The 24070-nt window shown below is 39.9% G+C and carries 25 protein-coding genes; 13 read left to right on the top strand and 12 right to left on the bottom strand.

The features are described 5' to 3' along the window. Nucleotides 1-6: 6 nt before the first annotated feature. Nucleotides 7-921: a tetratricopeptide repeat protein gene (locus QUD05_RS12915; RefSeq protein WP_289796405.1), complete on the bottom strand. Its 915-nt coding sequence runs from the start codon at nt 919-921 to the stop codon at nt 7-9. Nucleotides 922-1491: 570 nt separating this feature from the next. On the opposite strand from QUD05_RS12915, the gene QUD05_RS12910 reads away from it, so the two are divergent. The 6 genes from QUD05_RS12910 (at nt 1492) to QUD05_RS12885 (ending at nt 8265) form a co-directional block, all read left to right on the top strand. Beyond that, nucleotides 1492-2049 carry a hypothetical protein gene (locus QUD05_RS12910; RefSeq protein ID WP_289796403.1) on the top strand — a complete coding sequence of 186 codons (558 nt, stop codon included), beginning with the start codon at nt 1492-1494 and terminating at the stop codon, nt 2047-2049. 101 nt (nt 2050-2150) lie between these two features. Beyond that, nucleotides 2151-3764: an efflux RND transporter periplasmic adaptor subunit gene (locus QUD05_RS12905; RefSeq protein WP_289796402.1), complete on the top strand. Its 1614-nt coding sequence runs from the start codon at nt 2151-2153 to the stop codon at nt 3762-3764. 22 nt (nt 3765-3786) lie between these two features. Then, nucleotides 3787-5067 carry an ABC transporter permease gene (locus tag QUD05_RS12900; RefSeq protein ID WP_502911395.1) on the top strand — a complete coding sequence of 427 codons (1281 nt, stop codon included), beginning with the start codon at nt 3787-3789 and terminating at the stop codon, nt 5065-5067. Between the two features lie 106 nt (nt 5068-5173). After that, nucleotides 5174-5845 (top strand): ABC transporter ATP-binding protein, encoded by a 672-nt coding sequence (locus QUD05_RS12895; protein WP_289796401.1) that lies wholly within the window; start codon nt 5174-5176, stop codon nt 5843-5845. Between the two features lie 117 nt (nt 5846-5962). Continuing rightward, a complete protein-coding gene (locus QUD05_RS12890) occupies nt 5963-7375 on the top strand; it encodes a TolC family protein (protein WP_289796400.1) in 1413 nt (470 codons plus the stop codon). A gap of 140 nt (nt 7376-7515) precedes the next feature. Beyond that, a complete protein-coding gene (locus tag QUD05_RS12885) occupies nt 7516-8265 on the top strand; it encodes a class I SAM-dependent methyltransferase (RefSeq protein ID WP_289799950.1) in 750 nt (249 codons plus the stop codon). A 113-nt stretch (nt 8266-8378) separates the two neighbouring features. On the opposite strand, the gene QUD05_RS12880 is transcribed toward QUD05_RS12885, so the two are convergent. Together QUD05_RS12880 and QUD05_RS12875 are read right to left on the bottom strand one after the other, a co-directional pair. Next, nucleotides 8379-8669 carry a hypothetical protein gene (locus QUD05_RS12880; RefSeq protein ID WP_289796399.1) on the bottom strand — a complete coding sequence of 97 codons (291 nt, stop codon included), beginning with the start codon at nt 8667-8669 and terminating at the stop codon, nt 8379-8381. A 28-nt stretch (nt 8670-8697) separates the two neighbouring features. Then, on the bottom strand, nt 8698-9165 hold the full coding sequence (locus QUD05_RS12875) for a VOC family protein (RefSeq protein WP_289796398.1): 468 nt from the start codon (nt 9163-9165) through the stop codon (nt 8698-8700). A 77-nt stretch (nt 9166-9242) separates the two neighbouring features. Between QUD05_RS12875 and QUD05_RS12870 the strand changes: the two genes are divergently transcribed. Further along, nucleotides 9243-9725, top strand: a complete 483-nt coding sequence (locus QUD05_RS12870) for a DUF4385 domain-containing protein (protein ID WP_289796397.1) — start codon at nt 9243-9245, stop codon at nt 9723-9725. A 206-nt stretch (nt 9726-9931) separates the two neighbouring features. Here QUD05_RS12870 and QUD05_RS12865 read toward each other — a convergent pair whose 3' ends face one another. From QUD05_RS12865 to QUD05_RS12845, 5 genes are all read right to left on the bottom strand, one after another. Continuing rightward, nucleotides 9932-10669, bottom strand: coding sequence for a hypothetical protein (locus tag QUD05_RS12865; protein ID WP_289796396.1), 738 nt, complete (start codon nt 10667-10669; stop codon nt 9932-9934). A gap of 276 nt (nt 10670-10945) precedes the next feature. Continuing rightward, nucleotides 10946-11083 carry a hypothetical protein gene (locus tag QUD05_RS12860; protein ID WP_289796393.1) on the bottom strand — a complete coding sequence of 46 codons (138 nt, stop codon included), beginning with the start codon at nt 11081-11083 and terminating at the stop codon, nt 10946-10948. A 36-nt stretch (nt 11084-11119) separates the two neighbouring features. Then, a complete protein-coding gene (locus tag QUD05_RS12855) occupies nt 11120-12139 on the bottom strand; it encodes an aldo/keto reductase (protein ID WP_289796392.1) in 1020 nt (339 codons plus the stop codon). 97 nt (nt 12140-12236) lie between these two features. Then, entirely contained in the window at nt 12237-12572 is a 336-nt protein-coding gene (petJ, locus tag QUD05_RS12850) for a cytochrome c6 PetJ (protein WP_289796391.1), read from the bottom strand. A gap of 55 nt (nt 12573-12627) precedes the next feature. Continuing rightward, entirely contained in the window at nt 12628-12852 is a 225-nt protein-coding gene (locus QUD05_RS12845; RefSeq protein ID WP_289796390.1) for a hypothetical protein, read from the bottom strand. Nucleotides 12853-13043: 191 nt separating this feature from the next. Between QUD05_RS12845 and QUD05_RS12840 the strand changes: the two genes are divergently transcribed. Continuing rightward, the gene (locus QUD05_RS12840; protein WP_289796389.1) at nt 13044-13844 is read left to right on the top strand and encodes a histidine kinase; all 801 of its coding nucleotides are present in this window, start codon (nt 13044-13046) and stop codon (nt 13842-13844) included. 348 nt (nt 13845-14192) lie between these two features. On the opposite strand, the gene QUD05_RS12835 is transcribed toward QUD05_RS12840, so the two are convergent. The 4 genes from QUD05_RS12835 to QUD05_RS12820 form a co-directional block, all read right to left on the bottom strand. Then, a complete protein-coding gene (locus QUD05_RS12835; RefSeq protein ID WP_289796388.1) occupies nt 14193-14384 on the bottom strand; it encodes a YqaE/Pmp3 family membrane protein in 192 nt (63 codons plus the stop codon). Nucleotides 14385-14520: 136 nt separating this feature from the next. After that, the gene (locus QUD05_RS12830; RefSeq protein WP_190940546.1) at nt 14521-14919 is read right to left on the bottom strand and encodes a phage holin family protein; all 399 of its coding nucleotides are present in this window, start codon (nt 14917-14919) and stop codon (nt 14521-14523) included. Nucleotides 14920-15472: 553 nt separating this feature from the next. Then, entirely contained in the window at nt 15473-15826 is a 354-nt protein-coding gene (locus tag QUD05_RS12825) for a 2Fe-2S iron-sulfur cluster-binding protein (RefSeq protein ID WP_099103344.1), read from the bottom strand. A 13-nt stretch (nt 15827-15839) separates the two neighbouring features. Further along, nucleotides 15840-17999 (bottom strand): Tex family protein, encoded by a 2160-nt coding sequence (locus tag QUD05_RS12820; RefSeq protein ID WP_289796387.1) that lies wholly within the window; start codon nt 17997-17999, stop codon nt 15840-15842. Between the two features lie 672 nt (nt 18000-18671). Here QUD05_RS12820 and QUD05_RS12815 point away from each other — a divergent pair. The 5 genes from QUD05_RS12815 to QUD05_RS12795 all read left to right on the top strand — a co-directional run bounded on the left by QUD05_RS12815 (nt 18672) and on the right by QUD05_RS12795 (nt 23886). Next, nucleotides 18672-18890, top strand: coding sequence for a hypothetical protein (locus QUD05_RS12815; protein WP_289796386.1), 219 nt, complete (start codon nt 18672-18674; stop codon nt 18888-18890). Nucleotides 18891-20853: 1963 nt separating this feature from the next. Further along, nucleotides 20854-21243, top strand: a complete 390-nt coding sequence (locus QUD05_RS12810) for an EamA family transporter (protein ID WP_289796385.1) — start codon at nt 20854-20856, stop codon at nt 21241-21243. A gap of 22 nt (nt 21244-21265) precedes the next feature. Beyond that, the gene (locus tag QUD05_RS12805) at nt 21266-21622 is read left to right on the top strand and encodes an EamA family transporter (RefSeq protein ID WP_289796384.1); all 357 of its coding nucleotides are present in this window, start codon (nt 21266-21268) and stop codon (nt 21620-21622) included. An 89-nt stretch (nt 21623-21711) separates the two neighbouring features. Further along, on the top strand, nt 21712-23016 hold the full coding sequence (locus tag QUD05_RS12800; protein WP_289796383.1) for an NAD(P)/FAD-dependent oxidoreductase: 1305 nt from the start codon (nt 21712-21714) through the stop codon (nt 23014-23016). A gap of 45 nt (nt 23017-23061) precedes the next feature. Continuing rightward, nucleotides 23062-23886 carry a glycosyltransferase family 2 protein gene (locus tag QUD05_RS12795; RefSeq protein ID WP_289796382.1) on the top strand — a complete coding sequence of 275 codons (825 nt, stop codon included), beginning with the start codon at nt 23062-23064 and terminating at the stop codon, nt 23884-23886. The last annotated feature ends 184 nt before the right edge of the window (nt 23887-24070 follow it).

Here is a 24070-nt window from a genome sequence, read left to right as displayed (position 1 = left end):
TACTACCTATTGAGTAGGCTGTTTTCTAGGCGTAGGCGCTGATGATGAGTTTGCTGGTTGCTGTAGGGCTGCTTGAATACGGGGTAATTCTAGGAATTTTTTCGTATCAGACAGTAGACGATCGCCCCAGAGATTTTCTTTGAGGAAATTTAAATTAGCATAGCGCGAATCGATACGGAGTGCAGTTTCTCCCAAGGTTAGTCCTTGTTGGCGTAAGCGTAGCTCGCCGGAGGCATCGCCTTTAGTATACAGTGCCACCGCTAAGGCTAATAAAGGTTCTGCTGCTTGTTTATCAAGGGTTACAGCAGATTGCCATCGCTTAATCGCTTCGGGGATATTACCCTGTTCGTAGTTGATTAAACCAATATTGTTAAGCGCCGGCCAGAATTTTTTATCTTGAGAGACGGCTTTATCGTACTGGGCGATCGCATCTGGCAATCGACCCAGCATAAAGTAAGCATTACCCAAATCAAATAAACCCTCTGGATTATTGGGTTTTAACTTCAAACCTTCTTGATAATTGACAGCAGCAGCCTGGTAATTTTTCTGCTGAAAATTAACTGAACCCAAAGCAAACAGAATATCACCATTTTTAGGGTTGATAGATTGTGCTTTTTTCAGACTAGCGATCGCACTATCAAACTCTTTAGTTTGCAGTTGCAATCCACCTAACAGCAACCATACTTTATCATTCCCAGGAGCCAGTTGACTAGCCAGCCGCGCTCGTGGCAAAGCTAAGTCAACCTGTTGAAACTGAGCTAGTTGAGCCGCCTCTTGTGCCAAGCTCAACCCCTGCTTTTCTAACTTTGTCGCATCTAGTTGCAGTGTATGGGGTATTAATGCCTGCGCGTTAGCGGCTTTTGGCATACTCCACAAACTACAAACCATCAGAAGAGAAATCAAACGAACATGTTTAGGCACATTACCGCCTTTAAGCCACTAATCAAAGAATCTTTCAGCTAGCTTAAACGATCTCCGCTCTTGACGGCAGCAAAATCTTACCAATCTTGGGAAAGGAATGCGGGGAGTAGGGGGAGTGAAGAAGGGAATAGGTAGAGGTTACAGGGTGCAGATTATTTCCTATCACCTATCACCTCCACCCTAATCCCAATGTCCAATGCATAATCCCGGATTTATCACCACACCTCTTAAAGCCTGCGCAAGTGCCGGGGAGAAGTAATGAGTAAGAAGTAAGAAGTTTTTACTCATTACTCATTACTTCTCCTTTGCTCCATCAAACGCCTTGAGCTTGTGAGAAATGCGGGATAATGCCCATTAAAAAAAACTGATGACTTTGGTCATACATCAGCCTGGAATTACTAGTGACTTTCGTCATACATCGGTTTCAACTTTTTGATCAATAATTATTATGTATGAATTTATACGACGAGGTAAATATTAAACACCTTAATGCCAAAACAACTGTCTAAAAGATTGCTGAATTCAAACTTCAGCAATCTAGAACTTTAATACAAATAAGGAGTCAATTCCATGTTGAAACCAAACCGTATATCGATAGTATTAGCTGCTGCTGCTCTGATAATTGTTCCTACTCTCTTGACTGCACCTGCAAGTGCCCAGACGAAAGTCTACGTTGTTGGCGATCGCGATCAAAATTGGAACCGCGACGGCAGATCCAATTCTAGAGAAGTTAGAAACTCTAGAGACAGGGATAATAATTGGAACCGTGACGGCAGACCCAATCCTAGAGAAGTCAGAAACTCTAGAGACAGGGATAATAATTGGAACCGTGATGGTAGATCCTATCCTGTAGAAGTCAGAAACCCTAGAGATCGGGATAATTGGAACCGTGATAACCAATTTAATGGCAGAGTAGTCAGACTTGGTAATGGTGATATCAGATATCCCAATGGGCAAATTATTCCTTCTAGATCCATAGTCAGACTGCGTAATCAAGGTTACTTCAGACTTCCTAACGGGGATATTCTGCTTCCCAATCAGGAAATTGTTCCTGCTGGGAGATTAGTGAGAGTGCGTGATGATTATTTCAGACTTCCTAGTGGATTAGTACTGCAAATAAACCTTTAAAACACTAAAAACTCAAAATCATTGTCAGTATTAGGCTACCAGGCTATAGTTTTAGCCGTGAATAAGTAGCTCGGTAGCCGTTCCTTATAGACAAAATGGATATGAAAATTGATACACAAAATACCGTAGATTCATCAGTTTTAGTTCCAGAGGTAAANGAAAAAAAGAGCAGACTTAATTGGCTCTCTTGGCTAATTGCTCTTTGCCTTTTGGGTGGAATTGGCTATGCCGTTTATTACCAAGTAACGGTTGCTCCCCGTCAACAAGCCAGCCGCCGGGTGCTGACAAGACCTGTACAAAGGCAGAGTTTAACAATCACAGTTTCAGCGAACGGAACGGTGAAGCCTGAGCGGTCAATCAACCTTAGTCCGAAAAATTCCGGCATCTTAAAAAGGCTGCTGGCGAAAGAAGGAGATATCGTTAAACAAGGACAGATTGTCGCTTACATGGATGATTCCAATCTTCGGGGGCAACTTACCTCTGCTCAAGGACAATTGGCACAAGCCGAGGCGAATTTGCAAAAAGCGATCGCAGGTAATCGTCCTCAAGATATTGCCCAATCACAAGGAGCATTAGACGAAGCCGAGGCGAATCTGCAAAAGGTACAAGCAGGTAATCGCTCTCAAGATATTGCCCAAGCACAGGCACGCTTGCAAAGCGCTCAAGCCGCCCTTCGCCAAGCAGAAGATGATTTTGTTCGCAATCAGCAACTTTACAATGCAGGCGGTATTTCCCTTCAGACTCTCAACCAAAACCGCTCCAATCGTGACAGCGCCCAAGCTAATGTAAATGAAGCACAGCAAGCACTGGCTCTGCAAAAAGCCGGGTCGCGTCCAGAAGACGTTGAGCAAGCACGGGCTGTAGTGAAGCAGAGACAGCAAGCTTTGGCACTTGTAAAAGCGGGTACACGCCAAGAAGATATTGACGCAGCCCGCGCCCAGGTAACATCGGCTCGTGGCTCACTGCAAAACATCCAAGCCGAAATCAATGACACGATCATTCGCGCACCCTTTGATGGTGTGGTGACAAAGAAGTTTGCCGATCCAGGTGCTTTCGTGACACCTACAACTGCCAGTAGTGAAGTAGCTTCTTCTTCTTCTTCTTCAATCTTGTCTCTCGCTTCAACAAATGAGATTGTCGCAAGTTTAGCGGAAACAAATATTTCTAAAATTAGCCTTGGTCAAAAAGTCTCGATTCAAGCAGATGCCTATCCAGGAAAGACCTTTGAAGGTAAAGTCAGCCAAATTGCTGCCCAAGCAATTGTCGAGCAAAACGTCACCAGTTTTGAAGTCAGAGTATCACTATCAGATCCTCAAAGACTACTGCGGTCTGGGATGAATGCGGAAGTAGATTTTCAAGTCGGTCAAGTTGAAAATGTTTTAGTAGTACCAACGGCTTCAGTGGTACGCCAAGAAAATGCTACAGGCGTCTTTGTGCAAGGAAAAAATAACAGACCTGTGTTTACTCGCATAGAGGCTGGCGTCACCGCGAATAACTTTACCGAAGTTAAGTCTGGATTGACAGGAGACGAAAGGGTATTGCTCAGTTTCCCACCAGGATCGCGTCCACAATCAACACCAAGAGGAGGAGTTTTCCCTGGTTTAGGTGGAGGTGGAGGAGCCGGAGGAGGCGGAAGAGGAACAGGTGGCGGCGGAGGTCGTTCCGGCGGCAGTTCTAGCGGTGGTGGTCGTTCTCAAGGCGGTGGTTCCCCTTAAAATTAGTTTTAAATAAAACATTATGTTTAAGATATTTAAGGGCTTTTACAAAGCGAAGAATACCCGCACAGTACCATTGCTGGAAATATTGACAATGGCGGCAGAGACTCTGTGGAGTAACAAATTACGCACAGGTCTAACTATGTTGGGCGTGATTATTGGGATTTCTTCAGTTATTGCGATTACTTCTGTTGGTCAGGGAGTGCAAAAGGGGGTTGAACAACAGATACAAGCATTGGGTACAGATGTGATCCAAATCTTAGCGGGTGCTGCAAGAAGCGGGAATGTCCGTCAAGGAGTCGGTTCTAGCAGCACCTTGACTTGGGAAGATGCACAGGCGATCGCTACACAAGCGCCATCAGCACAGATGGTTTCTGCTTATCTCCAACGCAGCGCTCAAGTTGTCTATGCAGGACAGAACACCTCAACTACCATTTATGGCACAGATTTGAACTACCCAGAAGTCAGAAATACCAACCCCCAGCAAGGGAGATATTTCACTCAAGAAGAATTAGATATTGCCGCACAGGTAGCTATTCTTGGCCCCACAGTCCAAAACACGCTCTTTGGACAGGGTGTAAATCCTATCGGTGAGCGAATTCGGATTCAGGGAGAGGCTTACGAAGTTATTGGGGTGATGGAACCTAAAGGTTCCCAGGGGCCGATGGATCGAGATGACCAGATTTTCATCCCTCTAACTAGTATGTCGAAGAGACTAGTTGGGAATAATGCCCTGGTGGGCGTTTCTGTAAGTGGAATTTTAGTCAAAGGCGCTAATCAGGAAGAATTAGAAGCCGCTCAGTTTCAAGTTACCAATCTTTTACGGCTGCGTCATAATATTTATCCGCCGCAAGCTGATGATTTCCGACTGACCAATCAAGCTGATATTGTTAGTACCTTCACTAATATTGTAGGTTTATTTACAGTAATGGTGGTAGCGATCGCTGGAATTTCTCTAGTGGTTGGTGGTATTGGTATTGCTAACATTATGCTCGTTTCTGTGGTCGAGCGGACGCGAGAAATCGGGATTCGCAAAGCCGTAGGAGCGACTAATTCAGCCATTCTCAATCAATTTTTAGCGGAAGCGATCGTGATTTCCATTGTCGGCGGAGGTATTGGCATGGTCACTGGCGTTTTATTAGCCTTTGTGGCTTCAAGCGTTTTCAAATTTCCCTTTGTAATTTCTTTTTTGTCGATCGTTGCTGGCTTTGTACTCTCGTTATCTGTTGGCTTAGTTGCTGGGGTGATTCCAGCACGGAACGCTTCTAAATTAGATCCAATTAACGCTTTAAGAAGCGACTAAATAATTCGTAATACTTCGGCTTACCTCGGCTTCGCTCGGCACAAGTCGCTCAGTACAAGTTCGTAATTCGTAATTCGTAATTCCTAACTCCTAACTCCTAATTCTTATGCCAACAATGATTTGGATGGAATCCATTACTAAAACCTATTATTTGGGAGAAGTTAGTGTTCCCATACTCAAGGGGATTGAACTCTCTATTGAGGAAGGAGAATATGTCTCAATTATGGGTGCGTCAGGTTCGGGTAAATCCACGCTGATGAATATTTTGGGATGTCTGGATCGCCCGACAACTGGAGACTATATTTTTGAAGGCAGAAACCTGACGACTTTTGATGATGATGAATTAGCCTATATCCGCAACCAAAGGATAGGTTTTGTGTTCCAACAATTTAACCTATTGGCGCGGGCGACAGCACTGGAAAACGTCATGTTGCCAATGGTTTACGCTAACTTGCCCAAACCAAAACGCCGGGAAAGAGCATTAGAAGCCTTAGAAAAAGTAGGATTAGGGGGACGCATATCTAACCGTCCTAGTCAACTATCTGGGGGACAACAACAACGAGTCGCGATCGCTCGTGCTTTGGTCAACCGACCTGCATTAGTTTTGGCAGATGAGCCGACAGGAGCTTTAGATACTGAAACTTCCCATGAGGTGATGAATTTACTGACTGAACTTAATAACCAAGGAATCACGATTGTGATTGTCACTCATGAACCTGATATTGCTGCTCAAACCCAAAGGATTATCCGAGTTCAGGATGGTTTGATTGTCGGCTAATTTGTTAAGATTAACCCTTGGAGGAAGAATTTAAGATTTAAATCTCTGTAGGTCAATCAGGATGAAGACTTTTGATTATATCCTCAAAAGAACCTAATTAATTACTACATCTAGATTATGAATTTCAGCTTATTATTCGTGCATTTTACCTGGGTTACTGTCGCATTCGCGATTCTTCTTCCAAATGCAGCAAGTGCAACAACTCCGCCAAAAGCACAGAATTCTTCAAGCTCTGTACAAGTTCCCGATCGCCTCAACCCCAATCCCAACCCTCTGCAATTTCCGACTAAACCGGAGGAAGTAAGGATTCAGGGAACTGTGCCAATCAGTTTGGCACAAGCTTTGGAACTAGCAAAACGTAACAATCGAGACTTACAGGTAGCTATATTACAGCTAGAACGCAGTCGCTCGGCGCTACGCGAGTCTCAAGCTGCTTTGTTTCCTACTCTTGGTATTAACAGTGGTGTGACTAATAGTGGTAATGGTTTTAAGAGCAATTCGTCTCAAGCCAGCACTTCTTTTAATGGTTCAGCACAACTGAATTATAATCTCTATACTTCTGGGAACACGCTAGCGACTATCAGAGCCGCAGAGGAACAGCTACGGATAGATGAATTAAATGTTGAAAGTCAGGCTTTGATAATTAAGTTGAATGCCACCACTCAATACTACGATTTGCAACAAGCAGATGAACAAGTCAGAATTAATCGGTCTGCTGTGCAAAATGCCCAAGCTAGTTTGCGGGATACTCAAGCTAGAGAACAGGCTGGAGTGGGGACGCGGTTCGATGTGCTGCAAGCTCAGGTAAATTTAGCAAATGCCCAACAACTACTTACTAATGCGATCTCACAGCAGCAAATTGCCCGTCGTCAGCTTGCCACGTTGTTAAGTTTATCGCAGTCATCTGAGATCAGTGCCTCAGATCCCGTACAATTGGCGGGTCTTTGGCAGCAGACGGTAGAACAAAGTATTGTCCAAGCGTTTCAAAATCGTCCAGAGTTGCAACAGCAATTAGCACAACGTAATATTTCCGAGCAACAGCGACGACAGGCACTTTCACAGCTAGGGCCGCAAATTAGTTTGGCAGGAAACTACAACCTGCTAGATCGGTATGACGATGGTGTTAGCATTACTGATGGCTATTCAGTGGGACTTCAAGGAAATCTAACTTTGTTTGATGGGGGAGCAGCAAGAGCAAGGGCAGCTCAGTCGAAAGTTAATATTGCGATCGCAGAGACTCAATTTGCTAACCAGCGCGACCTAATTCGCTTTGATGTAGAACAGTACTATGCTCAATTGCAATCCAATTTAAATAATGTGCAGACTTCTAGTGTGGCCTTAAATCAAGCAAGAGAAGCTTTGAATTTAGCAAGATTAAGATTTCAAGCTGGTGTGGGCACTCAAACAGAGGTAATTGATGCTGAAAATGACCTGACAAGAGCAGAAGGTAATCGCATCGCAGCTATTTTGGATTACAATCGCGCTCTAGCTAATTTACAAAGATCGGTAACATCCAGGGCTTCGCGCTAAGAATGTATAGCTGTAGTCAGATGTGTTATACCAATTCAATTAATGATTGCAACATATTCTTGGGTAAAGACGCGATGAATCGCGTCTCTACAAATGGTCTATTTGTCGAATGCTTGTTTCCGATTGGTATTAGGAACCAAATGTCAAATTTTCTCTACTTTATAGTAACTCTTGTTGCGATCTTGAGTTGTTCGCTGCTGAACCCAACCCTGACAGCACAAGCCGCCTCTTCATCCACCACTGTTTACGAACAACGGATAATCCACAGTCCAGATGGTATCGGCAAATACTACATGGGGCGCGAAATAGCCCAAGTTATGGGATACACTGGCGCTGGCTGGCTAGAACGTCCCAGCCGAGAGGGAGAGGAACAGCCAAGTAAAGTAGTCAGCCTTCTCAATCTCAAACCTAATGATGTGGTGGCAGATATTGGCGCTGGTACAGGTTACTTAAGCTTTCGCATCGCGCCGTTATTAACAGCAGGTAAGGTGTTGGCTGTAGATGTTCAGCCAGAAATGTTGGAAATTATTGAGTTATTCAAAAAAGAGAAAAATATCACTAATGTTGAGCCTGTTTTAGCCACTTTTACTGACCCCAATTTACCATCTGAAAGTATCGATTTAGCCTTAATGGTGGATGCTTATCATGAACTTGAGTATCCCCAAGAAGTGATGCAAGGAATTGTGAAAGCACTTAAATCAGGTGGGAAGGTGGTGCTGGTTGAGTATCGAGGTGAAAATCCTTTTATTATGATTAAACGTCTGCACAAGATGACTCAAAAGCAAGTTCGCAAAGAAATGCAAGCTGTTGGTTTGGTTTGGCGGGAAACTAAAAACTCGTTACCTCAACAGCATTTAATGGTGTTTGAGAAACCCAATACTAATTCGTAATTAGAAAATAAATGTGAGGAACTTGTGAGGATTCATGAACTAGTCCAACGTGCAGACGAATGGGGGAAGTTCCTGAGTTCAGTAAACCAAAAAGTTTTTAGAAGCCTTGCTATCTATTTTTGGGGAATGAGACTGGCGCTTTTGGTTGCACTATCCCAAACAATCCAGCTAATAGAATTATCTAAATCATCGGGGCTGTTTGAAACTTTAAAATATAGCTTTTCTTCACGTTTTCTTTCAATGGCAAAGTCAGCATTTTGAGCATAAGAGACTATAAAACCTTTGTCTCGTAAACAATACATTGCCCAGGCTTTCAATGATTGCTTGTATGGTTCGTGTGGAATTGGCGGTTTTGTGATTGTGTCTTCAATTACTTTAAATATTTGCGTGAGTTTCGCGGTCATAGTAGATACTTTTGTTATTACCCTTAAGTTAACTAGCTTCTGGATCGCAACGAATTTCAATCATAAAGCCATCTGGATCGTAAAAATACACTCCTCTGCCAGTAGGACGAGTGACAGGGCCATGTGCGATCGCTATTTTATTTTCTCTGATCACTGTCACCGCGCGATCGAATAACTGCGGATCGATGTCAAAGGCTAGATGGTAGGCTCTAGTGAAGGTCTTTTCGGGGTCTGGATTTGGTGGTGATAATTCTGGTTCCCCAAATAAATCCAAAATTGTACCATCCGGGGTGATGAAGTTGGCTACTTTCCCAGATGCGACAAGTTCCACCAGGGTTGCGGGTACTTCGTCGCCTGTGAGTTCATGCAAACCCAGGATTGTGCCATAAAAGTAGCGGGAAGCTTGCATATCCTTGACGTTGAGGGCAATGTGATGTATATTACGCAGATTTCCTGGCGCAAGGACACTGTTCGCGGATTGGGTGCTAGATAGCATAGTAGAACAAAATCTCAATACTTTGATAGAAGCTGAACTTTTTACTTAAAGTTTAGTATTCATAATAAAAATCTATCATGCCATTTGATTATTCTTTAGACTTTAAAAATATTGATTTTCGCCAACATCCTGAACTCTATCGTGTTGGCAAGGGTGAGCAGGGTGTACTTTTGGTTGAACCATACAAATCAGAAATTCTTCCTTACTGGCGGTTCAAAACTCCTGAGATTGCTAGAGAATCGAGTGAAAAAATCTACGAGATTTTTCTTGATTATTTAGATAAAGATGATTTTGTCGGCGCGGATATGGCACGAAAGTTTATCCAAATGGGTTATACTCGCTCTCGCCGTTATGCTAATCATAAAAGCGGCAGGAAGTANNNNAAAAATTCGGAAGATTCAGGTTCCAAAAAAGAAGTTCTTCCTTATGAAGTAGACTTAGTGAAAGCGGAATCGGCAGCAATATTTAAAGCCAAGTGGGTAGAAGCAAAGACAAATGAGAAATATCAAGAGCTTTTAGCCAAGCATAAGCAGATGTATGAAAGCATTTCACCTTTGTAAATAAATATACTTAGCGATTAGATATCGTGGCTACACAAACAAAGTCCGCCTGCGTGCGCGGACTCAGGAATTTGTAACCCACGGAGGTGGACTTCTCTACGAGACGCTGTTCGCAAACGTTTGTGTAGTAGCAAATTCTATTCGCCCAATACTTTTCAAACTTAAAGTATATTTTCAATCAATTCGACTTTTTAACACTCCCTTTCTCATAAAGGATTTCTGACTTTTGAAAATCCTTTGAATATCAGTTTTATATTGAAAATACTAGAATGTAAACCGTAGATAATACATGATAATCCAATGAATGTAAATCCATTGAATACAACTAAGTTTATCTTATCTTGATTTATTTTTGGTAAAAAAGTTGTACAGCCAAAGATTAATGAACATATTGCAATCAATGAGAATATTGCAACAAAACCAACACTTGTAATGAGTTCTTGCAACCTTTTAGAATTATTTCGGCGTAAAAAATTCTCCCAATGAATAAGTTCTTTTTTGGGATGAAATGATGAAGTATCTGGTGATAAATTTTCAATTCTTTGTTCAATATGTGTCAGATACAAACCAATGGTAGCTATTGTTGATGAATAAGCTGTCCAGAATGATATTATTAAAGAACACGCCAAAGGAATCAATAGTACTAAAATCAGAAAAAAGAAGAGATCAAAACTAGTAATTGTATCACTTATCCTACTTACATTATCATTTTCTTGTAGTATATTAGGTATTGTAATAAAAACAGTTAAAGCTGCAACACCAGAGCTAATAAGATTACTACGACCTTTAAATTTATCTAAAATCTCTTGTCGTAATACCTCATATTCTTTAAGAAGAAAATCTACTTTTACTTTTTCAGCTTCCTTAATTCGGTTTTCAGTTGGATTGGTGCTTTGGGTATCGGTATTGGTTTGACTATTTTCATTAGGAATTTGTAAAGTCATACAGTTTTCATAAAAACAATATTAAGATTTATCTCTTGAAAAAGTTGAGCATCTCTATCTTGAAGTTATAAAAAGACTGTGAGGAACTTGTGAGGAAATACGGTGCTTATTAAAACTTAAATTTTGCCAGGATTGAGATTGTCCTTGGGTAAACGCATCTGAAAGTACCGAAAATCCACACAGGAGACTCATCAAGTGGAATTGTTATTACAAAATTCGGTTCCAAATTGAATTTCTTTTCCCGGATGCAAAGCAATTTACAGGTTTAAGTGATTGTCACTCGCCAAACCAGCCCCCATAAACCTCCGCTTTATCCAGGCGATGTGAGCCATAATCACAGCGTAATTCAAAAGTCTGCTGTTGACTGAGGGCGAAGGTGAGTTTAGGGGCGTGGCTGACAGCAATAGTTTCCACATTAACCTTCACCGTATTATCACCTTTCTCCCGAAATTATCGCCGATATTCGTCGCCGCAATCGCCGATTAGCTGGTACAAATCGCGTGATTGGCGAGATACTGCATTGATGCGATCGCGATCGTCTGCATCTAAACTAAAACTAAATACTTTGGCGTTATCTTCTATATGTTCAGATACACCAAGTCTGGCACCAACTATCACACCGCCCACCGTTGGCTGATCTAAAATGTAACGCACTGCCACGTTGGAAATGCTTACCCCATGCTTATTAGCAATTTCCTTCAAAATAGCCAGCAACTCTTGAAATAATCGCCAACCACCCCAAGCATCGATCATATTTTTATATTTTTTCAAACTAGCAGTGGAGAGATCAAATCCTTGCGGTTCTGGTTTAGCCAAATAGTTTTCTGATAACAAACCGCCGCACAGTGTACCGTAAGTAAAAAGCTTTATGTCATGCTGTTGACAAAACTCTACCATATTAACTTCGGGACGGCGGTCAATAAGCGAAAACTGTACTTGGTTAGAAACAATTTTGATACCCGCTTCAGTAATAATCTTCAAGTTTTCCGTGTCAAAATTAGTTAAACCTAGATGCTTAATTTTACCCTCAGTCTGAAGCTCTGCCATATATTTGAGGGCATCCAGATAATTTTTATCCTGATATTCCCACCAGTGGAATTGCATCAAATCTAACGATTGCACATTCATTCTTCTCAAGGAAATATCAATATTTTCCTCGACGAGTTTCTTCGTCATTTTGCCTGGACGAGGTACCCATTTCGTAAAGGCTTGTACCTGAGATAAAGCAGCTTTACCACGAGTATCAATTAGTTGGCAACGAAACTCACCAATAAAGTCTTCCGCAGGGCCATAATGATCTGCTAAATCCCAAGTGGTAAAGCCAGCATCTAAATATTTGAACATAGTCTCAATAGCGGCTTGGGGATTGATCTGTCCGTGTGCGCCGGAGACTTGCCACATCCCATTTAATATGCGGCAGATGTTCAAATCGGGAGTAAATTGGAGACGACTAGCTGCGGGTAAGTTCATTTTCAATTTATGAGTGAAAAGTTAGGAATGGGAAGACTTAACAATTACTAATAGATAAATCATAACTGATAATTCCTAATTCCTAACTCCTGACTTTTTAACGCCAGTCTTTTTCAGCTTGTTCGAGAACGTAAGCAGCAACGTCTTGAATTTGCTGTTCAGTGAGACGTTCTTTGTAGGCTGACATATTATTTTTACCATTGGTAACTATAGATGTAACTGCCTCTATTGAATCCATACCATACTTTTTTAGGGCTTGCTTTTTGAGATTTTTACCTCGCCTAATTATGTTGCTACCATTGATATGACAACCAGCACAATGAACACTAAATATTTGTTCACCGTTAACTGTGTCTGCTGCACTAGCAGGCAAAGTAAAAGTACTGATTAATAACAAAAACGTTACTAATACTAATGTAAGTAGTTTTTTCAATTAATTTCTCCAGATTTGGACATACTAGTTGTAAGCATAAGTATCAAAACCAATACTAGAGGGATTCAAAGTCAGTTGCAAATCCAGCAAAATTTGCACAATCTTCTTGAAAAGCTTCTGCATCACTAACATCCTCAATTTTATAAGACATGATGCGCGTACCATCTGGCATTTTTTTGGAACCAATCAATTCACCTTGATATTTCGCTGCGATCGCTTTAAAATCAACACCATAGATTTTCCAGGCATCACCCGAACAAGTAATATTTACTTGCCACATATTTCACTCCTAATTACTACCACTAAATATTCATCATCTCATAAATGGGTAACATCTTACACATCACCTCTTTGGGATTGGAATTTTCTATCTAAAGGAAGTACCAAGCCTGATCGGGCTACGCCATAATATTGATGTAAGAACATCTCTAGAAAATTTTATCCAAATTAGTTAAATCCCAAGAGTTGAAAATGCCTAACAATATCAAGCAACAAATTCAAGCCGACTTGCAACAAGCGAAAGAAACTGGACAATTAAGAACTGAGAGGATTCGAGAAATAGTAAAATCCGCAGTTTCTCAAGTAGCTTCTGAGTTTAAACAAGGTTCTAGTGAAGTTCGTAGCATCGTAAAAGATGCAGTGTCTGCTGTAATTGAAAACTTCCAAGAAAAAGGTGGCGAACTCAAAGATGAAGTGACAGCTTCCATTGAAGGAGCGCTGGAAGGGATTAATAGCAAAAGACACGAAAGCATTGCTCAAACTCAAACAGATATAAAAAGGTTACAAGCTCAACTTGATGGTGAAGAAGAACAACTCCAACAAGAGGTTGATGTAATTTTGGCAGAGATTGAAGAAACGGGTAAGGAAAAACCTGCTAGTACTAAAACTGCAATAGATTCTGCTGTCAATGCTATTAAAGATAGTGAAGAAGTCGGATTGTTAAAGAAGCGTTACGCGCAACTGCAAGCACAGCTAGCCATTGTCCGAGCTAATATGGCTGCACGCTACGGCGGACGTAATATGGAGGTTCAAGATTATCTAGACGAGGCTAAACACTGGTACGATAAGGCTCGTCCTCAAGCAGAGTCTATGGCTGTACAGGTAGAACAGAAGCGATCGCAGTTAGAAGATAAACTGGGTGAAGCTGGTACATCTCTAGCCAGAAAAGAGCGGCAAATCAAACAAACATTGAGAGAGTTACTCTTAACGGCGGCTGACTTATTCAAAGATAAGGAACCTGCTACTAAAGAGCGGGAGACTATTCATAAATAGACTAGACTGCTTTTCACGAAAACTCTGATACATATATAATTTTAGTAGGGACACGGCAATGCTGTGTCCCTACTAACGTATTTGTTTGTATATTTCTTAAATACTCAGATTTAGTAGGGTGCGTTAGCACAGAAAGTACGGCAATATTCCAAGCTTGTGATACCTTACACTCTGTTAATACACCCTACAAGACTACTAATATTTTTTTATAAATTAAATATGATTCTTATATGCAAGTTCAACTTGAAATAACTTATAACTTCTTATTCTAGTAAAAACTGAAATGGTGCGTTACGGTTAAAGCCGTAACGCACCATACTTAGGATTACCTAAGATTCATCTTGCGTATTAGTAGATATTTCCTTCTCTATTCATTTGTTCATCATGCTTGGCTATAACCCAAATTGCATGAATACTACCAGGAAGCCAACCTAAAACTGTGAGCAAGATGTTAATAAACAGAGTTGGGCTAACTCCAACAGTCAGGAAAACGCCTAAAGGAGGCACTAACAAACCTAGAAGAAAACGAACTAATTTCATGATTTTGCCGTATTTTTGTGAGTTTCTTTAATTACATTCTGCTGAATATACCGAATTATAAAATATCCACCTTCGGATATTTTATTTGGAGTAGAGATGTGATAAAACTGGTATTTCTACTCCTTATAATACTTACTTATCTAGAAGGTAATTCACCTTGGGTTTTTACATCGCCACTGCTGGTTAACAGGTTTCTTTCAACAAAGTAGTTGTTAATAAAGGTGTTAGCAAAAGTTAGAATCACTGGCCCAAGAAGGAAACCAATAATTCCGCGAACTGCGAACCCAGGAACTAGGACTGCTGCTAACCAGAAACACAAACCGTTGACAACGAGCGAAAATGCTCCAAATGATAGAAAGTTAAGTGGTAGAGAAAGAGCAGACAAAACTGGTTTAACTGAACCGTTAATTAGACCAATTACTAAAGCAGCAATTATAGCCGCGGGAAAGTTAGCAATATTAACGCCTGGAACAACTAAATCAACAATCAACAGGCTCAAAGCTGTAGCTAGGGCGGTTAATAATGGTGTTAACATTTTTCTTACCTAATCACTAAAGATTTTTTGTAACTTCTTATCTCATCTTCAGCTATGTTCTAGGTTTTAACCTCTCTTGTAAGGTAGAATTTGGTTCTACCATTAGGCCTATCATTGAGAAAAATATAGCGGTTCCAATCCTGCGTAGGTTTTACTTAAAAAAGCACTCCGAGGTAGGTTGGGGAGCCACTGCGCCCTTGCAGTTCCCCAACTTGTACCCCTGCGGGGAAGCAAGCTACGCGCAGCGTCTGCCCTTCTACCTTTGGGCTACGGTGTACACACAAGTCTTGAAATCCTACCTAAAACTTGATTTCATCGCCCTATTCCTAAAATTAGGTGGANNNATGAAGTTTCCAGTTGCCCAAAATTTGGGCATTTCGGGGACTAAAAGAGTTGAAACCTTTGCTGCATATACTTGTGTGTACACGGTAGCCTTTGGGAGAGGCTCGCGCCAAGGGAGAAGCACGTGGCGTTTGAGGAACGAAACCCAACATTTTCACGATTTTGTCGGGTTTCACTACCTTTAACCCAACCTATAAATCTTCTTAACCGATTAGTATTGCGATCGCTCAGACTTTCCAGACTCAGGCTTATAATAAAGGGCTGATTTATATAAGACTTGTTCTTGATGGGTTTCTAAAGTGCAATCAGACAAAGGATAAGTTACACAAGTAACAACATAACCAGCCTGTATTTCGCTGGGGCGTAGAAATTTTTGCTCACTTTGATCGACTTCACCACTAATAAGTTTAGCAATACACGCAGAACATTCGCCTTGTTTACACCCAGATGGTAGGCGGATACCAGCTTCTTCCGCCATATCCAGAATATATTGATCGTCTGGTACTGGAATGGTGCGATCTAATCCAAGTGTAGGATTGATAAATCGAACTTGATAAACTGCCATCTGCTGTTTCTAATTATTGTTTAACTGCTTTCATCGATAAACTAATCCGTTTGAGTTTCTCGTTGATTTCTAACACCTGGACTTTGACTACTTGTCCAACTTTGACAACTTTGTTGGGATCGTCTACAAATCTATCAGCAAGTTGGGATATATGCACCAAGCCATCTTGATGTACGCCGATATCGACAAAAGCACCGAAGTTGGCGACGTTCGTCACAATTCCCTCTAGTTCCATTCCCACATTTAAGTCCCTGATTTCCTTAATTCCTTCTCTGAAGGTGGCATACTTAAACTCAGCGCGAGGATCTCTACCTGGTTTTTCTAGTTCGCTGAGAATGTCGCGCAGTGTGGGTTCGCCGACGCTATCGGTAACATATTTCTTCAGATTGGTCTTTTTGAGTTTTTCGGCAATTTCTGTTACCTGATTTAATGGCACATTTAGATCAGATGCGATCGCTTCTACTACAGAATAACTCTCTGGATGCACTGCTGTATTATCCAATGGGTTATCACCGCCGCGAATCCGCAGAAAACCCGCTGCTTGTTCAAAAGCCTTTAGCCCCAGCTTCGGAACTTTCAACAGTTGTCGGCGATTTTTAAAGGCTCCATTCTGGTTGCGATGGGCAACAATGTTATTGGCAACGGTTGCCGTAATCCCAGAGACAGATGTCAGAAGTTCTTTGGAGGCGGTGTTTAAGTCTACGCCGACGTAATTCACGCAGCTTTCTACAGTGTCATCCAATTTCTTTTTCAACAACTTCTGATCGACATCGTGCTGATATTGTCCCACACCAATAGATTTGGGATCGATTTTCACTAGTTCCGCCAAAGGGTCTTGCAAACGGCGGCCGATACTAATTGCGCCACGCACAGTAATATCTAAATCGGGAAATTCTTCTAGCGCCACTTTGCTAGCAGAATATATAGATGCGCCAGATTCATTCACCATCACCTTAACTGGTTTGCGTTCTATATTTTGTAATACTTGCGTAACAAATTCCTCTGTCTCGCGGGACGCTGTACCGTTACCGATGGCGATTAACTCAATTTTGTACTTTTCAATCAGATTTTTGACAGTTTGTGCAGCTTTGAGTCGCTGTTCAGCCGCTTGGTGGGGAAATACTGCCTGATATTCCAAAAATTGTCCCGTTTGGTCGAGGACAGCAACCTTACACCCAGTTCTAAATCCAGGGTCTATCGCCAAGGTTGGTTTCATCCCTGCTGGTGCAGACAGCAGCAACTCCCGCAGATTAGTTTCAAATGTCTTGATTGATTCTATGTCTGCATAAACTTTTTTCTCGGAAATTACCTCTCCCATTAGAGAGATTTTCATCAAACGGTTGAATGCATCCTTTAACATTGATTGATAAAAATCTCGAATTGTCCGTACTTTGGTTTTAATTTCTTTCGACTCAAGATAGTAAAGTACCGTATCCTCATCGAAAGCAATTTCAAAGCTTAATATTTTTTCGGTTTCACCCCGACACAACGCCAGCATATTGTGGGGTGCAATATTTTTTACCCTTATTTGATAGTTACGGTACATCTCAAATTTGGTTGTACCTTCGGGATAATCATCTTTGATGCGGGAGACGAATACCCCTTCTTCTAAAAGATAATCGCGGATATACGCACGTAACTCAGCTTTTTCAGCTACTTCTTCTGCCAAAATATCAGCAGCACCTTTGAGCGCTTCTTCTGCTGTTTTTACTCCCTTGGTTTCAGAAATATACTTAGCCGCTTCTTCTTCCAAAGAAGCCGTTGCACCATTTTTGACATTTAGCGACTTGATGAACTCTGCTAGTGGTTCTAGTCCTTTTTCTCTGGCGATGGTGGCACGGGTGCGGCGCTTTGGGCGATAGGGTAAGTATAAATCTTCAAGTTCGGTTTTTTGTAAGCAAGATGAGATTTTAGCTTTGAGTTCATCTGTAAGTTTATCTTGTTGGGCGATCGCACTTAAAATCACCGATTTTCGTTCTTCCAGTTCTGTTAAATAAGTATATCGATCGGCCAGTTCGCGTAGTTGCACTTCATTCATTTCATCGGTGCGCTCTTTGCGGTAACGTGCAATAAAGGGAATTGTTGCACCCTCCGCCAAAAGTTCCAGCGCGTTTTGCACCTGATGGGATTTGAGGTTTATTTCAGTTGCCAGTATTTGAGGAATGTTCAGCATTAGGTGTCTAAAATGAAAATGCTACTTCTAAAGGTAATATGCTAGACCCTTATCCTGGCGCAAGGCCAAAGTTTTAAGCTAATTTACCAGATGATTGCTCGCAAGAGTGCAATTGGCGAAATAGACAAAACCCACCTACGCAAGTTTTATAACCCTTTCAATCCGCGTAGATGAATCAGAACTTGTCTAGCACAGGGCAGCTTGGCTGATTGAGGAGAACGACAAAAGTAGCATCACCCATAGGAATTGTCTGTTTCTCGGGGACTTCCAAATAAAAAAACATCCCAAATTTTCTTGTCGGATGGGTGTCCCCACCCGTCCCAGATTTAGGGCGCTCATGTTGCCCACCCCACAAAATGGATAATTTATTTCTTGCTTGGAAGTCCCTTAAACACTACGCAATTTCGCGTAGCGTCTCGTACCCACTTTTAAAGCTTGCTACGCTCACCATCGAACACAGAAAAAGGGGTTGTCAAGTTTTTTGGCGCTTCATCTATCGCAATAATTATTCCAATTGGCGTAAAATACAACCTTGCGTAATCTTGATTTTCTATAATATTTATTTCGCTCGACTGTTGTAGCCAAAACCTTATTGGATGTAAGATTAACCACACTTCCAAAAAATTTGTTTGTTCTAAAAACACTACAACCTTTAGTTCAGAGGTTAGTAAAATGCTTTTGTTTTTCTTGATACCACTATGTACTGCTTTAGCTACAGGCTACTTGTTCAAAAATAGTAGTGATGAAATTGCATATCTTGCAGGTGTATTTGCAGCGATTAGCTTTATATTAAGTTTAGTATTAGCACCTTGGCAGATTCAGTTTGGATTATTAATCATTGTCTTCGTCATTACCAACAGACTTTTGCAGGATAATGAGTCCAAACAATAGGAAAACAACCTAGAGAAACCTCTATCCAGCCAATGAAACTCAGCGTTGTTTTTCTTGATACCACTATCTACTGTTTTAGCTACTGCCTACTGGTTCAAAAAGAGTACTAATAAAATTGCATATTTTGCAGCGATTAGCTTGATTTTAAATTTAGTACTAGCATCTTGACAGATTCAATTTGGATTGTTAATCATTATTACCAACAGACTTTTGTGAGGATAATGAATCCGAACAATAGAAATATCTCTACCCAGCCAAGTCAAATTGGCGGACTAATAGCTCTGTCTAAAATATGTGAATTTAGATGGAGATTTTTGTGGATATAAAACAATTCAAACTCTCGATTGTCATCTAAAATTCTGGCTGTAATTTGGTGTAACGTTGTGTGATATTATCAGTGCCAGTACTGTTGTTCGAGCTTAAATTTTCCTTTGGTAAACTTTTAACTTTGCATTTATCGAGTCTAATACTAACTCTTTACTTAATACAAGTAATACAAGTTTAAGTATCTAGGCATAAATAAACTTAAAGTTTGTAGTAAGGACTTTAGTCCTGATAATCCTTACTCTGAGCGATAAATCGCTCACCACAAACTAGGAGTTTATTTTGTATTTAATTATGTCTACCTACTTAATACCCAGAAATTAGTTCATAAATGTACAAAATTCTAAGACAAAAATTTATAATGGAGGAGGGCTTTTATTTTATGAAGTTTTTGTTTAAGTGTATTTGTCAGTAGATAAATTTTTGATAAAGTATAACGATAAATTTGCAACACACCTTTCTCGTGGTATTCTAGTAAGTAATTACATGTAGCAATAAGTTTGGAGAAAAAAGCCTATTTAAAATTACGAGGAGAAATCAAGCAAACCTAATACTGAATGGTGTAGAAATATCTCAAATTCAATACAACTAACGTCAACTTAAAGTTGATTAGCCGACGCTAGTTTGCATTAGTTGTTTTGTTAAAAAGGCTCCATTTGGACATTCAGCGAAATTCCCCATAAACCTGTAAAGCGTATTACTGTAGATTGATTTATCTCCTCTCTATGATTTACGCCCCCAGTCATACTTGTATTACTTATTGCGTTACCATACCCAAAAATAGCACGTATACATACTCAATTTGAGTAAAAGCCTTTACTTTTATAAATCGGCTTAATTGCCAGCCGAAATTACAGATATGTCTGTGAGTCGGGAGAAATTTTATGATATGTTCAGTACATTAATCAACTTTCCTGGAGCAAATAGAGAATATTTATCAATCCAGCTAGGTTTTAGAGCTTGAGAAGAGCAATAGTATCTTCAAAAGATTTCGACAGCAGGATACAACTGATGAAAGTTAATGAATGGGTTAATCAACAATTCNNNCAATCNCATTTTGGTTTAGGTGCATCTGTTGAATATGTGGGTGGAATTAGAGTTCAGCATCAGCGATGTCTACAACTGTCTACACCTACGCACACTGCAAACTTTGTGTATGTAGATATAATTTGTGACAAAGTTATCAACCTTCTCTATATCTGCATCTACTATNNNATTATCGCGATCGCGCTAAAAATAGCGTTAGAGCAAACCTGGGTAGCACAGAAAATATGTGTAATTCACAGTTGGGCAAACTCTAAATTGATTGTGTCAATTGCCAAGCAATAAATTGGTTTGCTTGAGAGTATAACCCAGTAAAAAAAAATAAGCGTGCTTTACTCCCAATCATATCGAACGCTGTCATGATAGAGCAACTATACTGAAATATTACATAGTATTTAGTTTTTAACTTTAGGGCATGAGCTTCAACGATCATTTTGATATCAGTCACTTCAGCATAGCCTTCCTAATTTTGTTGTCTATTTACTGAAGTGGAGATCGAATTTTAGAGAAGGTGTTGCCGGGATATGAAACGTTCAAAACAACTGACTTTTTACTGCTCGGTTCATACCTACTATCTTGATTAAGGCAAAGTACTATGAAATCTATGTCGCAAAGCTCAAACTTTAAAATAATCCCTTATACTATTTTATTTGTAAGTATTTTACTTAGTATCTGTGGACAACTGCTGATGAAAAATGCCATGCTTTATACAAACGAGGGAGTATTTAATTGGGATTTTCTTCAAAAATTATCATTAGCTATTACTGTTTACTGTTTAGGAATAGTAAATTGGATATTGGCTCTGCGCTCTGTAAAATTAAGTATTGCTTATCCACTGACAAGTTTAAATTATGTCGGGATACTTTTCGGTTCATACTACTTTTTTAATGAGGTGATTACATTAACTCGAATAGTAGGAGTAATCACTATCTTCTTGGGTGTTCTTTTAGTAGTTATCCCCATAAAAAAGCTCAAGTTTAGATAATTAATTACTGCAAAAATTAAAAATGAGTATTTTTACTTGGATAAATTTAATGCTTGTTGTTTTGTTTGGAACAACAGCTCAACTCTCACTCAAGTATGGATTTTATATCTCTAACTCTAATAAAGGAGAAAGCGGCTCTCTCAAAAATCTCTTATTATCTCGTTATTTTTTGATTTGGTTTATCTGCTATACATTTATGACTATATTGTGGCTTTATGTATTGCGGACAATTCCTTTAAGTCAAGCGTTTCCCGTTTTAGGATTAATGTATGCATTTGTACCAATTGCTTCTCACTATCTTTTAAAAGAAGAAGTTGTTTTTAGTCAGTGGTTAGGAATTTCCGTTATTATAACTGGCGTAATTCTAGTTGGACATTGATAGATTAACAAGCGAATAATCAGATTATTAATATTAATAGTTTTTGAAGATCATCCTCTAAAAATTTTCACAAAATCTAAATTTAATTTATGAATATCGGCATCGTTGGCGGAGGTATAACTGGGCTAGTATTAGCTCAACGTCTTTCACATCAAGGACATAAAGTCACCATATTTGATAGTAGCAAGCAGCTTGGTGGACTTACTACCTATCATGATTACGGATTATTTACCTGGGATCGCTTTTATCACGTTATCCTACCTTCTGATACTCACTTAATAAACTTTATCAGAGATATTGGTCTTGGAGATAAACTACGTTGGCATCGAAGTTTAACAGGCTTTTATGACAATAAAAAGTTTTATTCTATTAGTAATACTATAGAATTCCTGCGTTTTCCTCTATTTGGAATTATAGGTAAAATCAGATTAGCTTTTACTCTTCTATATGGTTCACGTCTTAATAACTGGCGGCGCTTAGAGAAGATTTTAGTTGAAGATTGGCTATTAAAACTAGGTGGTAAAAACACATACGAAAAGCTTTGGAAACCTTTGCTTTTATCCAAATTAGGAGAAAATTATAAGCGAATCTCAGCAGTTTTTATCTGGGCTTATATCAAACGACTATTTTCAGCGCGTGATTCTTCATTAAATAAAGAACAACTTGGTTATGTCTCCGGCGGTTATAAAACTGTTTTTGACCATATAGAGAAATTAATTTATGCGGCTGGAGGTCATATCCACAAAGGTGTTGCGGTTGAATATATCGCACCTCATCCAGGGGGTGGAATGTGGGTAGAATCTCAGGGTAAAAAAGAGCATTTTGATAAAGTCATCTTTACTGGCCCAGTTAATATCTTGCAACAGGTTGCTGCGAGGGAACTGGTGAAAGTTTCAGACACTACTAAAACAGTAGAATACCTGGGTGTAATCTGCATGGTACTGATTACTCGTAAACCTCTAGTTCCTTATTACGTAGTCAATATTGCCGATAAAAACATTCCTTTTACCGGAGTTATCGGTATGAGTAACTTAGTTTCTTTAGAAGAGACAGCAGGGTATCACATTACATTCCTACCAAAATATATTCTTTCCACCGACCCATTGTTAAAACAACCAGATGACGAATTACGTCCAATATTTTTCCAAGGTATACGTTTAATGTTCCCCGAACTTAAAGCAGATGACATTGTAGCAGCACATATTAATCGAGCGATTAAAGTACAGCCACTACAAGTTTTAAATTATTCCAGCCTTGTTCCAAAAGTGAGTACTGAAAACGATGATTTTTTCGTCGTCAATACCTCACAGTTGGTCAACGATAGCGTCAACAACAACGCAGTAGTTCGACAAGTCGATGAATTTCTCAAAAAATCAGCATTAGTGAATTATTGAAATTTGAGTAATCACACTTTATTTTAAAAATCACGCGAGGTCTTTATGAGTCTTTTTGTTCTTTTACCCGCATATAACGAGCAAGAGTCAATTCGACCCTTGTTCAAAAAGTTCCAAACATTGCAGCAAATCTTTAATATAGAGATAGAACTGATTCTTGTCGATGATGGCAGTAGTGATAAAACTGCTCAGACTGCAATAGATGAATCTCAATCACTAGGTATATTACTGAAGTTAGTCCAACATCCTAAAAATGCTGGTTTAGGTCAAGCAATTAAAACAGGTTTCACGACTTTCTTAGAAATTTCCAAAGAAGGTGATTTTTTAGCGGCGATGGATTGTGATAATACTCAACCACCAGAGCTATTAATAAAAATGTATGACACTATGATAGCTGGTAGCTATGATATTGCGATCGCGTCTAGATATCGCAAAGGTTCTAAAGTCATAGGCTTATCAAAATTTAGAGAGCTGATGAGTTACGGAGCCAGCTGGCTTTTCAGAATTGCCGCCCGTGTACCAGGCGTAAAAGACTACACTTGTGGTTACAGACTGTATAACCGTACTTTCCTCAGTAAACTGGATATGTATTATGGAGACAATCTATTCACTGAAAGTGGATTTGCTTGCATGATAGATTTACTGCTGAAAGCCAAAGCCCTCAAACCAAAAATCGTAGAAATTCCAATGGTTTTGAGATACGACCAAAAGCCGACTGCTAGTAAAATGAAAATTCTTAAAACTATTACTCGAACACTAAAGCTCTTGTTTAAGAATCTACTATCAACAGAGCCAGCTTCTAATTTAGGTCAGACTTTCAAACAGCAAGAAACACTCAGAATTCCACTAAGAATGGCAAACCGTAAATAAACCTGAGAAGAAAAGTCTGGATTCTTTGGTTGAGAAGAGTGCCAGTAAATACATAAATACAAGTGTATTTTTCTACACTTATACAAAAGCGGAGCTTTCCTTGCTCCGCTTTTGTATTCTGACTTCTGAATTATTCGTCAAATAGCTCCAAATTTCTAGTCTGTGGGCGGATTTGCCAAGGCGT

This window comes from Nostoc sp. GT001 (assembly GCF_030382115.1).
Lineage (GTDB): Bacteria > Cyanobacteriota > Cyanobacteriia > Cyanobacteriales > Nostocaceae > Nostoc.
Note: the sequence above shows the minus strand (reverse complement) of the source record. Positions and strands in the feature narration are given on the sequence as shown.